The 12,688-nt window shown below is 64.8% G+C and carries 11 protein-coding genes; 5 read left to right on the forward strand and 6 right to left on the reverse strand.

All coding sequences use genetic code 11. The annotated features are described in order from the left end of the window. Positions 1 to 9: 9 nt before the first annotated feature. The 6 genes from AC1Q6X_RS10005 to AC1Q6X_RS10030 are packed head-to-tail and all read right to left on the reverse strand — an operon-like array spanning position 10 to position 6,222. Positions 10 to 597, reverse strand: coding sequence for a DUF924 family protein (locus tag AC1Q6X_RS10005; RefSeq protein ID WP_492496720.1), 588 nt, complete (start codon positions 595 to 597; stop codon positions 10 to 12). A gap of 5 nt (positions 598 to 602) precedes the next feature. Then, entirely contained in the window at positions 603 to 1,343 is a 741-nt protein-coding gene (locus AC1Q6X_RS10010) for an MgtC/SapB family protein (RefSeq protein ID WP_070218976.1), read from the reverse strand. Continuing rightward, positions 1,344 to 1,598, reverse strand: coding sequence for a hypothetical protein (locus AC1Q6X_RS10015; RefSeq protein WP_046681889.1), 255 nt, complete (start codon positions 1,596 to 1,598; stop codon positions 1,344 to 1,346). Continuing rightward, positions 1,598 to 3,421, reverse strand: a complete 1,824-nt coding sequence (locus tag AC1Q6X_RS10020) for an aminopeptidase P family protein (RefSeq protein WP_492496723.1) — start codon at positions 3,419 to 3,421, stop codon at positions 1,598 to 1,600. The genes AC1Q6X_RS10015 and AC1Q6X_RS10020 overlap by 1 nt, the downstream gene beginning before the upstream one ends. A 46-nt stretch (positions 3,422 to 3,467) precedes the next feature. Next, positions 3,468 to 5,537, reverse strand: a complete 2,070-nt coding sequence (locus tag AC1Q6X_RS10025; protein WP_492496725.1) for a DUF4132 domain-containing protein — start codon at positions 5,535 to 5,537, stop codon at positions 3,468 to 3,470. After that, entirely contained in the window at positions 5,524 to 6,222 is a 699-nt protein-coding gene (locus tag AC1Q6X_RS10030; protein ID WP_492496727.1) for a Crp/Fnr family transcriptional regulator, read from the reverse strand. Before AC1Q6X_RS10030 ends, AC1Q6X_RS10025 begins: the two co-directional genes overlap by 14 nt. Positions 6,223 to 6,402: 180 nt before the next feature. On the opposite strand from AC1Q6X_RS10030, the gene AC1Q6X_RS10035 reads away from it, so the two are divergent. From AC1Q6X_RS10035 to AC1Q6X_RS10055, 5 genes are all read left to right on the forward strand, one after another. Next, positions 6,403 to 8,334, forward strand: a complete 1,932-nt coding sequence (locus AC1Q6X_RS10035; protein WP_492496729.1) for an AMP-binding protein — start codon at positions 6,403 to 6,405, stop codon at positions 8,332 to 8,334. Between the two features lie 14 nt (positions 8,335 to 8,348). Next, a complete protein-coding gene (locus AC1Q6X_RS10040; protein ID WP_029496076.1) occupies positions 8,349 to 9,164 on the forward strand; it encodes an ABC transporter ATP-binding protein in 816 nt (271 codons plus the stop codon). Between the two features lie 19 nt (positions 9,165 to 9,183). Further along, positions 9,184 to 10,080, forward strand: coding sequence for a branched-chain amino acid ABC transporter permease (locus tag AC1Q6X_RS10045; protein WP_175444778.1), 897 nt, complete (start codon positions 9,184 to 9,186; stop codon positions 10,078 to 10,080). Positions 10,081 to 10,158: 78 nt separating this feature from the next. Continuing rightward, positions 10,159 to 11,217 (forward strand): branched-chain amino acid ABC transporter permease, encoded by a 1,059-nt coding sequence (locus AC1Q6X_RS10050; protein ID WP_034752817.1) that lies wholly within the window; start codon positions 10,159 to 10,161, stop codon positions 11,215 to 11,217. Between the two features lie 58 nt (positions 11,218 to 11,275). Beyond that, entirely contained in the window at positions 11,276 to 12,595 is a 1,320-nt protein-coding gene (locus tag AC1Q6X_RS10055; RefSeq protein ID WP_070218969.1) for an ABC transporter substrate-binding protein, read from the forward strand. Positions 12,596 to 12,688 lie beyond the last annotated feature (93 nt).

The following is a 12,688-nucleotide window of genomic DNA, read 5'->3' on the forward strand; positions in this document are numbered from 1 at the left end:
GATGATTGTCTAAAAGCTCGATCCCGGCTGGCGCAAAAATTCCACTTCTTCCGGCGTGGAAGCGCGGCCGAGGATGGCGTTGCGGTGCGGGAAGCGGCCGAAGCGGGCAATCACTTCCTGGTGGCGCTCGGCGTAGTCGAGCATGCTGTCAAAACCGGGCTGCGCCTGCGACAAGCGCTGGAACAGCTCGACGGCGCGCGCCTGCATGGCCAGGTCTTCCGCGTGTTCGAACGGTAAATACACGAAGGCGCGCAGCATCGTCGGCAGTTGCTGGTCCAGCCCCTGCTGCGTCATGGCGACGGCCAGCGCCAGCGCCCAGGCGTCGCCGGCAAAGGCGCGCGGCGTGCCGCGGTACACATTGCGCGTGAACTGATCGAGCACGATGAGGCGCGCCAGCGCGCCATGCGGCGTCGCATCCCATTCGCCCAAGCCGCCGGCTATGGCGGCATCGATCAGCGCGCCGAAACGCACGCGTATCAGCAAATCGAAACCGTCATCCTTGCGGAACCATTCCATGCGCGCCTGGCCGTGGCCGGGGTGATCCGGCGGCAGGAACCAGAAATCGAGTACTTTTTGAGCCTGGGGGTCCATGTCCATCCTTTTCAGTTGCGTGCATGCGACAGCTGGAAGCCGGCGATGCCGTCGAAGGCGGCCAGTTCGGCCGACATGGCCGACAGGCTGGCGCCCGTGTTCTTGCCATGCGCGATGGCGACAAAGCGCCATTCCTGCATGCCGTCCGTGCTGCCGATGGTCAGCGAGCCGCCGGCGATGTCGTAGCCGCGCTTGGCGGCCATGCGCCGCAGCGCATCCTCGCGCGGAATGAAGCCTTGCTTGAAGCGCATGGTGATGGCCACCGCGTGGCGCGACGGCAGCCAGTTCTCCAATTTTGACAGAAAAATCATCGCCATCGCGCACAAAAAGGCCAGGCCCATGGCCGACAGATAAAAGCCGATGCCCACCATGATGCCGATCACGGACGAAGCCCAGATCGAGGCGGCCGTCGTCAGGCCGCTGATATTGAAGCCCTCGCGCATGATGACGCCGGCGCCCAGAAAACCCACGCCCGTGACGATGCCCTGGATGACGCGCGTGGGATCGCTGCCGACGACGGCGCCATGGCCGCCGTACCAGAACTCGGGATAGCCGCCCAGCACGGTCAGCGCGGCCGAGGCCATGCACACGAGGCTGTAGGTGCGCATGCCGGCCGCGCGCCCGTGATACGAACGCTCGTACCCCACCAGCAAGCCCAGCAGCAGCGCGCCCAGCAGGTTCAGCAGGATCACGCCATTCGTCGCCAGCTCGGCCGGCGACCAGTAGGCGCGCAGGAAGTCGATGGTCGGCATTTAATCCTGGGGTTTTTTGGTCAGCTGCTTTTCAAACGCCACGTCGAGCTTGCTGACGCGGCGCGCCTTTTGCGGTCCCAGGCCATTGACGAAGGCGACGAAGGCGTCGAGTTCCAGCGGCGGGCACAGGGGCGGCAAGCCGGGGCCTTCCGTGAGGAAGAACAGTTCATCGCCCGTGCGCGCCATCGTGTAGAGGCGGTTGCCGGTGCGTTCCTTGAGCCGCTCGATGGCGGACGTGGCGCGGGTCGAACGCATCAGATGGCTCCCGTGCGCTGTTCCAGCCACGCCAGCGCAGGCGCATCGGCCGGCGCCGCCAAGTGCGGCGCCAGGCGCGCGCGCACGGTGGCGTGATAGTCGTTGAGCCAGGCCGCCTCGTCGTCGCGCAACAGCGAGCGTTCCACACAGCGCGTGTCGATCGGGCACAGGGTCAATGTCTCGAAGCGCAGGAATTCGCCGAAGGGCGTCGTCCCTGCGGGAATGTTGAGCACCAGGTTCTCGATGCGGATGCCCCACTGGCCGGGACGGTAGATCCCCGGCTCGATGGAGGTGATCATGCCCGGTTCCATCGCCGTCTGCGGCTCCGGCATGGCGGACTGCGAAATCGATTGCGGCCCTTCGTGCACGTTCAGGAAGAAACCCACGCCATGGCCCGTGCCGTGGCCAAAGTCGATGCCTTCGGCCCACAGGGGCGCGCGGGCAATCGAGTCGAGCATGGGCGACTTCACGCCGCGCGGAAACTGCGCGCGCGACAGGGCGATCATGCTGCGCAAGACGAGGGTGAAATCGCGCCGGTGTTCTGCCGTGATCGTGCCGACGGGGACCACGCGCGTGATGTCCGTGGTGCCGCCCCAATACTGGCCGCCCGAGTCGATCAGCAGCAGGCCGTCGCCTTCGATGGTGGCCTCGCTGCCCGCATGGGCGTGGTAATGCATGATGGCGCCATGCGCATTGAAGCCGGCGATGGTGCCGAAACTGGGGCTGACAAAACCGGCGCGGCGGGCGCGGGCGGCCGTCAGGTGTTCGTCGACACCGATTTCCGTCAACGGCGCGCGTTGCGGGTCGGCCAGGGTGGCGTCCAACCAGCTGAAAAATTCGCACAGGGCGGCGCCGTCCTGCTCCATGGCGGCGCGCACGTGCGCCGCTTCAGCGTCCGTCTTGCGCGACTTGGCCAGGGTGGTCGGGTTGATCGATTCGACCACGCGCACGCCGTCGGCCACGGCCTGGCGCGCGCCGAACGTGATGCGGCGCGGATCGAGCAGCAGGGTGGCGCCGGCCGGCAGGGCGGCCAGCGCGGCGGCCGCGCGGTCATACGCGGCCACGTCCACGCCTTCGCTCTCCAGCGTGGCGCGCAGGGCGGCGGGCAGCTTGCCGTCGGCGACGAACAGGGTGGCGCGCTCGGGGCCCACCAGCGCATGGGCGAGGAAGACGGGGTTGTAGTTGACGTCGGCGCCGCGCAGGTTGAACAAATACGCGATATCGTCGAGGGTGGAAATGACGTGGTGGCTGGCGCCGTGCGCCGCCATGCCGGCACGCAGGGCTGCCAGTTTTTCCATGCGCGACAGCGTTGGATACGCGGCCGCATGCTCGTACACCGGCGCGGCGGGCATGGCCGGACGATCCGGCCAGACGGCTTGCAGCACATCGGTATCCGTGCGCAGAGTCACTTGCGCGCCCAGCGCCTGCTGCAGCAGGCGCGCATTGGCCAGGCCCAGCACGGCGCCGTCGACGGCCACCGTCTGCCCCGGCCGCATGGTCTCGCCCAGCCAGTCGATATACAGCACGCTGGCGCCGGACGGGATTTTCTTCAGGACGATGCCGCTGCCGGCCAGTTCGTCTTCCGCCTGCTCCCAGTAGCGGCCATCGGTCCACACGCCGGCGAAATCCTGCGTCACGACCAAGGTGCCGACGGAACCCGTAAAACCCGACAGCCACTCGCGGCCCTGCCAGCGGGCCGGCAGGTACTCGGACAAATGCGGGTCGGCCGACGGCACGATCAGGGCATCGATGTGCTGCGCGCGCATGGCGCCGCGCAGCTGCGACAAACGGGAGGCGGGAGTGGATTGGTCTGGTGTCTGCATGGGAGCGAAAATGGAGCGGTGCTGGGAAGCGTCTATGATACCGCGATTAGCAGCCGGGTTGCACTCGCTGCAACGCCAGCAGCGCCCCGGCGGCGGCGGCGATTTTTTCCAGCAGCGCCTCGTCGTAGGGCAGCCACGGCACGGCGCCCAGCTTGTTCCCCTGCGCTACCGCCTCGATCACCGCCTCGGCGCCATCCTTCGTGACCCTGCCGGTGGTCAGGTGGATCGCATGCCGGCCCACCATCAGGTGGCGCGCTTCGAGCGTCATCCGGCCATCCTCGATCTGGTCCGCGAATACCTGTTCCAGCACGGCGCGCCGCATGCCCGCCATCGGCCCCGGTGCCAGGTTGGCCAGGTAAAACAGGCGCTGTTCGCGCTCCACGCTTTGCTCTTCCTCCACCAGCGCCAAGGCGCTGGCGCTGACCAGCAGGTCCACCGCGCGGCACGCTTCCGAATACGCCACCGGCGCCATCGGCATCATCTGCGCGGGCGCCAGCCCGTTTGACGTGCAGGCGCCGCCCGCCCCCGGATACACGCGTCCCTCGATGCGCAGCGACACGCGCCAGGCACCGAACTGGCGCGACAGGCCTTCATCGTGGTCCAGGCGCCAGCCTTCGCGGCGCGCCAGTCCCAGCAAGGTGGGCAGCGACAGCTGGTAGCCGGCAAATGGGGCGCCGCCGTCGCCGGGCGGTGCATATATTTCGCGATAAACCTGGCGCAGCGGCTGGCGCAGGCGCCGCCGCGCGAGCAGCGCTTGCCAGGCGGCGCGCTCTTCCCCGCTGCCATGCAAGGGGTGCCACAGGCCGATCTCGCCTTGCTCCGGCACATCCACCGGCTGCCCCTGCGCGTCGACGGCGCCCTTCCCGTCGAGCATGAAGGCCAGCCCATCGCCCGTGCGCCAGACCAGCGCGCGCGCCACCGCGTCGATATCGGCATCGTCGCGCAGGCCACGCCATTGGTCCAGGCCAAACCACACCTCGCTGGCGTAGCCCGCTTCCAGGCGGCGCGCCAGCATGGTCTGGCGCCGCTTGCCCATGGGACCCGGCATGCCGATCCTCCAGGCGATATCGGGCCGTTCGGCCAGCGCCCGTTCGGCCGGTTTCAGATTGCGTTCCAGTTTCTTGCGGATGCCCGCATGGCGCACCTGGGCCAGCGCCGCGCGCAGGGCTTGCAGGCTTTCGGGCGTGGGAATGGTTTCCACCGCATGGCCCAGCGCCATCGCCAGCGATTGCGACGGCGCGCTTTTGGCCGCGCCAGGCGCCACGCATGCCAACGGCAGCAGGACGGTAATCACGGGCCTGAACCAGGCATCGTCGCGATAGGACGCCACCCGCGCGGCACGCGCCAGCACCGGAGAATCTGCCGTGGCAAAGGCGGCATCGGCAGCATACGGCACGCTGCCGTCATGGATGGCGGCGATATGGCGCGCCGCCTGCTCCAGTATCGTGCGCGCAAAATCGACATACACCGCATCGTCGGCCAGCTCTTCGGCGGGGTCCGCCTCGCCGATGCTGTCGCGGTTCCAGTGGCCCCTGTAGCTTGAGCCGGCCAGCGCCAGCAGGGACGCTTGCGCCAGCTGCGGCAGCAGTTCCATTTCCCGCAAGGTCAATGGCATCGGATAATCGACGTGACGCTCCGCCATTACCTGCGCAAATTGCGCAGGGGCGTCGCCGCCAGCAAGGCGCGCCAGCAGGTAGGCCTGGTAGGGCCGCTCGGCCCAGCCCGAGGTTGCGCCGAGAATGCGCCGCGCCTGTGCCGCCGTGCCTGCCGGTCCATCGCCATGCAGGCAGGCCAGGCAACCGATGACATATTCCCATTCCCGGTTGTAATCACCGGCCGCGTCGAGCGCGTCGAGGAACACGGCGCCGGCCAGCAACGGCGCCAGTCCAGTCTCGGTCACCTGTTCCAGCAGCGTATGAGCCAGATTAAACCGCGCGATATCGTCATGGCCGAAGCGCGCCGCGCGGTGCAACGCACCCCAGATGGCGCCCAGTTCTTCGGGAGACCAGTCGCTGAAATCGACCGGCGGCCCCGCGAAACGCGCATGGTCGACGGCAGCGCCCTCGAGGCGTGCACGCAGCGCTGCGGCACGGCTGGAGATCTCAGTCTCCATCATCGGCCTCGTAGCGGCGCAAGCCTTCCAGGTCCAGCACGCGGATGCCGCCGTAATCGAGGCGCAATAAACCCTTTTTTTCCAGCACCTGCAAGGCCTGGTTGGCGCGCTGGCGCGAGGAGCCCGACAGCAGGCCGATCTCTTCCTGCGACAGCTGGACCAGGGTTTCCACGCCCGGGTACAAATGCGAGTTGAACATCGACGCCAGGCAGCGCGCCACGCGCGTGTTCAGGTCCAGCAGGCGCTCGTTTTCCACCATACCGATGAACTGGCCCAGGCGTTCGTTGAGCTGCATCAGCAGAAAGCGCGTAAATGGCAGGCTCGTTTCCAGCAGCCAGTGGAAGGTGGCGCCGGGCAGGCGCGCCACGCGCGTGTCGCGCAGGGCCATGGTGTCGTATTTGCGGATCTCGTTCTTCAGCAATGAACCTTCGCCGAACCAGCTGCCGGGCGGCACGCCGATGAAGGTCATGGCCTTGCCGGAAGCGGAAAAATTATTCATTTTCACCATGCCGCTGATGACGCCGATCCAGTTGTCCACCGGTTCGCCCTTGCGGCAGACAAAGCCGCCTTTCGGCACGAAAGTCTCGAACACATCGGCCTCGACCCGGGCCATTTGCACGGGGTCGAGCAGCTGCGCCCAGTTGGCCGCGCGCACGGCATCCTTGAGGCTGATATCAGGGTTGGTCATTGTGCGATGCACCATCGAAAAGTGGGTAAATGTCCCCGAAAAGACAACTCGGCAAACTAACGCAGGCTACTATCATTGCACAAACGCCTTACACATAAAAAACACAGAGCGCCATCCAACGAGGTGGAGCCTGAGACAAGCAACAGGGAGACACTGGTGCAAATGCATACCACAGCAGCAATGCCGACTTTTCCGCGGCGCTTATTGCAACACGGGACAGTACGATCCGACAAGCCCGCCTTTCGCGAAAAATACCTGGGCATCTGGCAGACCTGGACCTGGGCCGAGGTCAACGAGGAGGTGCGCGCGCTGGCCTGCGGCCTGGCCGCCATCGGCTTCCAGCGCGGCATGAACCTGGCCATCATCGGCGACAACCGTCCCCGCCTGTACTGGGCCATGCTGGCCGCGCAAAGCCTGGGCGGCGTGCCCGTGCCGCTGTACCAGGACGCGCCGGCCGCCGACATGGCCTACGTGCTGCAGGATGCGGAAATCCGCTACGCCATCGTCGAAGACCAGGAACAGGTCGACAAGCTGCTCGAGCTCAAGGCCCTGTATCCGCATGTCGCCCACATCGCCTATGACGATGAACGGGGCATGCGCCATTACCGCCAGCCGGAGCTGACGTCCTTTGCCGCCCTGCAGGTGCTGGGCCGGGCCTACGACCGCGAGCATCCCGGCTTCTTCGACGCCGCCGTGGCAGCGGGCCAGGGCAGCGACTCAGCCGTGATCTTGTACACCTCGGGCACCACGGGCAAGCCAAAGGGCGTGTGCCAGAGCCATACGGCGCTGCTGGCAGCCGGCGAAGGCGGCGTCGCCTTCGACCAGCTCACCGACAATGAAGACATCCTGTCCTACCTGCCCATGGCGTGGGTGGGCGACTGCCTGTTCTCGCTGGCGCAGGCCATGGTGGCCGGCTTTACCGTCAACTGTCCGGAGTCGGGCGACACGGTGATGATCGACATGCGCGAAATCGGCCCCACCTGCTACTTTGCGCCGCCGCGCGTGTTCGAGAACATGCTCACCAGCGTGATGATACGCATGGAAGACGCGAGCAGCATCAAGCGCCGCATGTTCAGCCATTTCATGGACGTGGCCAAGCGCTGCGGCGCGCAGATTTTGGACGGTAAACCAGTCTCGCTGACGGACCGTCTCGGCTACAAGCTGGGCGAGCTGCTCGTCTACGGCCCCCTGAAAAACGTGCTGGGACTGTCGCGCGTGCGCGTCGCCTACACGGCCGGCGCCGCCATCGGGCCCGACCTGTTCCGCTTCTACCGCTCGATCGGCGTCAACCTCAAGCAGCTGTACGGCTCGACCGAAACCTGCGCCTACGTCTGTTTGCAGCCGGACGGCAATATCAAGTTCGACAGCGTCGGACTGCCGGCGCCAGGCGTGGAAGTCAGGCTGGCGGCCAATGGCGAAGTGCTGGTCAAGTCGCCCGCCACCATGAGCGGCTACTTCAAGCGCCCCGACGCCACGGCCGAAGTGATCGACAACGACGGCTACTTCCATACGGGCGACGCGGGCGTGTTCGACAGCGAAGGCCATCTGAAAATCATCGACCGCGCGGCCGACGTGGGCAAGATGAATTGCGGCGCCATGTTCGCCCCCAACTACATCGAGAACAAGCTCAAGTTCTTCCCCTTCATCAAGGAAGTGGTGGCTTTCGGCCATGCGCGCGACCAGGTGTGCGCCTTCATCAACATCGACATCGAAGCGGTGGGCAACTGGTCCGAGCGGCGCGGCATCGCCTATTCCGGCTACACGGACCTGGCGGCGCGCGCCGAGACCTATGGCCTGATCCGCGACTGCATCGAGCAAGTCAACGCGGAACTGGCGGCCGACCCGCTGATGGACCGCACGCAGGTGCACCGCTTCCTGGTGCTGCACAAGGAACTCGATCCGGACGACGACGAGCTGACGCGCACGCGCAAGGTGCGCCGCAAATTCATCGCCGAAAAATACGCGGTGCTCATTTCCGCCCTGTACGAGGGCAAGGCAACGCAATACATCGAGACCCAGGTGAAATTCGAGGATGGCCGCACCGGTTCCACTAGCGCCAACCTGCAGATCTGGGACAGCAAAACGTACCGGCCCCAGGGCCTGGCCGCATGATGGAGCACAGCACGATGCAAATGAACGAACCCGACGCCCATTTCGGCACGGCCCGCAAGACGGGTCCCGTGATCCTCGACCTGAAGAACATCTCGCTGTCGTTCGGCGGCGTGAAAGCGCTGACCGACATCTCGTTCGACGTGAAGCAGCATGAAATCCGCGCCATCATCGGTCCGAACGGCGCGGGCAAAAGCTCGATGCTGAACGTGATCAATGGCGTGTACCGCCCGCAGCAGGGCGAGATCATCTACCGCGGCGAGCACCGGCGCGGCATGGATTGCTACGCGGCCGCCAAGTCCGGCATCGCGCGCACCTTCCAGAACATCGCCCTGTTCAAGGGCATGACGGTGCTGGACAACATCATGACGGGGCGCAACCTCAAAATGAAGTCGAATTTCCTGCTGCAGGCCCTGTACTGGGGACCCGCGCGGCGCGAGGAAATCGAGCACCGCAAGAAGGCCGAGGAGATCATCGACTTCCTGGAAATCCAGGCCATCCGCAAGACGCCCGTGGGGCGCCTGCCCTACGGCTTGCAAAAGCGCGTGGAACTGGGCCGCGCCCTCGTGGCCGAACCGGAAATTTTGCTGCTCGATGAACCGATGGCCGGCATGAACGTGGAAGAAAAGCAGGACATGTGCCGCTTCATCCTCGACGTCAACGACCAGCTGGGCACGACCATCGTGCTGATCGAGCACGACATGGGCGTGGTGATGGATATCTCCGACCGCGTGGTGGTGCTCGATTACGGCAAGAAGATCGGCGACGGCACGCCCGACGAGGTGCGCAGCAACCAGGACGTGATCAATGCCTATCTCGGCGTGGCGCACTAGACAAGGAATAGCAATGAATATCAATTTTTTCTTTGAAGTGCTGATCGGCGGCCTGCTGTCGGGCGTCATGTATGCGCTGGTGGCGATCGGCTTCGTTCTGATCTACAAGGCCTCGGGCGTGTTCAACTTCGCGCAGGGCGCGATGGTGTTCTTCGCCGCCCTCACCTGCGTCGGCATCATGGACAAGTTCGGCCTGTCCTTGTGGCTGGCCATCCCGCTGACGATGCTCACCATGATCGTGCTGGGCATGGCGATTGAAAGGGTGGTCTTGCGGCCGCTCGTCAACCAGCCGGAAATCACGCTCTTCATGGCCACCATCGGCCTGACTTTTTTCATCGAAGGCCTGGCGCAGCTGATGTGGGGCTCGCAGGTGCACAAGCTGGACCTGCCCATCGAAGACGTGCCGATGCCCTTCCTGATGGACCATTTCAACATCATCGTTTCGCAGTTCGACGTGGTGGCGGCCGGCATCTGCGCGCTGCTGGTGATTTGCCTGGCCCTGCTGTTCTCGAAAACCAAGGTGGGCCGGGCCCTGCGCGCCGTCGCCGACGATCACCAGGCGGCGCTGGCCGTGGGCATTCCGCTGCAGCGCATCTGGGCCGTGGTGTGGGGCGTGGCGGGCCTGGTGGCGATGGTGGCCGGTTTGCTGTGGGGCGCGCGCAACGGAGTGCAGTTCGCCCTCACCTTCATCGCCCTGAAAGCGCTGCCCGTGCTGATCCTCGGCGGCTTTACGTCGGTGCCAGGCGCCATCGTCGGCGGCCTGATCATCGGCGCCTCGGAAAAGCTGGCCGAAGTCTACCTCGGCCCCATGGTGGGCGGCGGCATCGAAGGCTGGTTCCCGTATGTGCTGGCCCTGCTGTTCCTGCTCGTGCGCCCGGAAGGCCTGTTCGGCGAGAAGATCATCCGTCGAATATAAGGCCCCAAGAGCATCGTAGGTCGGATTAGCCGAAGGCGTAATCCGACAAACACCCCAACAGTGAGCAAAGGACACGCCATGATTTACCGTGAAGCAGGACAATTCAAGACCAGCTACCAGGCTGACAACCAGATTTTCCCGATCCGGCAAGACCGCCTGGCACTGACGGCCACGCTGCTCGTCGCCGTCTTCCTCCTGCCGTATTTCGCTTCGCCCTACATGCTGTCGGCGATCCTGATCCCGTTCCTGATCTTCGCCCTGGCGGCGCTGGGCCTGAACATCCTGACCGGTTACGCGGGCCAGCTGTCGCTGGGCACGGCCGCCTTCATGGCCGTGGGCGCGTTTGCCTCGTATAACTTCATGGCGCGCCTGCCCGGCCTGCCGCTGCTGGTGTCGTTCATCCTGGGCGGCCTGTGCGCGGCCATGGTGGGCATCGCCTTCGGCCTGCCCTCCCTGCGCATCCGCGGCTTTTACCTGGCCGCCTCCACCCTGGCGACGCAGTTCTTCGTTGTCTGGTGCCTGACCAAGATCCCGTATCTGACCAACTACAGTTCCTCGGGCGTGATCACGGTGCAGAAGATGACCATCCTCGGCTACCAGTTCGACACGCCGCAAAGCAAATACCTGCTGGTGCTGGCCATCGTGGCCGGCATGGCGCTGCTGGCCAAGAACATGATCCGCTCGAACGTGGGCCGCTCGTGGATGGCCGTGCGCGACATGGACATGGCGGCCGAGGTGATCGGTTTCAGATTGATGCGCACCAAGCTGCTGGCGTTTGCCGTCAGCTCGTTCTATTGCGGCGTGGCCGGCGCCCTGTATGCGTACGCCTACCTGGGCACGGTGGAGCCGGAAGCGTACAACCTGGACCTGTCCTTCCGCATCCTGTTCATGATCATCATCGGCGGCGTCGGCTCGATTCTCGGCTCCTTCCTGGGCGCGGCCTTCATCGTGCTGCTGCCCGTCTTCCTGAACACCATAGCGCATGGCCTGGCATTGCCGACCAGCGTGGCCTCGAACCTGGAACTGATGGTGTTCGGCGCGCTGATCATCTTCTTCCTGATCGTCGAGCCGCACGGCCTGGCCAGGCTGTGGCAGATCGCCAAGGAAAAGTTGCGACTCTGGCCCTTCCCCCATTAAGTTTTTGCAGTCGATGTCGGTTCACTTGAATACCAAATAAAACAAGAGGAGACACACAATGAAACACATCAAATCGCTCATGCTGGCCGCCGCCATCGCCAGTGCCGCACTCACCATGGCCGGCAGCGCGCAGGCGCAGGACAAGGAACAGTACATCGCCCTGCCCTCGTACCGCGTGGGACCGTACGCGGCCGGCGGCTCCGGTTTCTACGGCGGCATCATCGATTACTTCAACCTGGTCAACCAGGCCGGCGGCGTCAATGGCGTGAAAATCAGCTGGGAAGAATGCGAAACCGAATACAACCCGTCGCGCGGCGTCGAATGCTATGAACGCCTGAAAACCAAGCAGGGCGGCGCCACCCTGGTCGAAACCCTGTCCACGGGCGTCGCCTACGGCATTCTCGACCGCGTGGCGCAGGACAAGATTCCCATGACGATGATCGGCTACGGCCGCTCGGACGCCGCCAACGGCAAGGTCTTCCCGTATGTATATCCGCTGATCTCCAGCTACTGGAGCCAGGCCGCCGCCATGATCAAGTATTTGGGCGACAAGGATGGCGGCATGGACAAGCTGAAAGGGAAAAAAATCGTCCACCTGTACCACGATTCGGCCTTCGGCAAGGAGCCGCTGCCCGTGCTGGAAGCGCTGTCGAAACAGTACGGCTTCGAGCTGATCAAAATTCCCGTCGCGCCGCCCGGCAGCGAACAGCAATCGCAATGGCTGCAAATCCGCCAGGCCAAGCCGGATCACGTGATCCTGTGGGGCTGGGGCGTGATGAACTCCGTTGCCATCAAGACGGCGCAGCGCAACGGCTTCCCGCGCGACAAAATGCTGGGCGTCTGGTGGGCCGGCTCCGAGGAAGACACGATTCCATCGGGCGACGCGGCCAAGGGCTACACGGCGATGACGTTCAATACGCCGGGCAACTATCCCGTGCTCGACGACATCCGCAAAAAACTCTACGCCACCGGCAAGGGCAACCTGTCCGACCAGTCGCGCATCGGCTCCGTCTACCACATGCGCGGCGTGACGGCCGGCATCCTGTGGGTCGAAGCGATCCGCACGGCGCAGGAAAAATTCGGCAAGGGCAAGCCGATCACGGGCGAACAGATGCGCTGGGGCCTGGAAAACCTGAACGTCGACGATGCGCGGCAGAAGGCCGTGGGCGCGCTGGGCATGTTCCCCACCGTGAAAACCAGCTGCGACGACCATGAAGGCTCGGGCGCCGTGAAGGTGCAGCAGTGGGATGGCAAGAAGTGGACCGCCATCACGCCGAAATGGATCGTCGGCGACAAGGCCCTGGTACGCAAGCTGGTCGAGGAATCGTCGGGCAAGTACGCCGAAGAGAAAAAGATCACGCCGGCGTGCATGAAGTAAGCGGCTCTCGACGTGGCGTCGGGTTACGCGCTACGCGCTAACCCGACCTACGCCGACCAACACCGCATTCACGTAGGTCGGATTAGCGTAGCG

This window comes from Janthinobacterium sp. GW823-FHT06H09 (assembly GCF_058794735.1).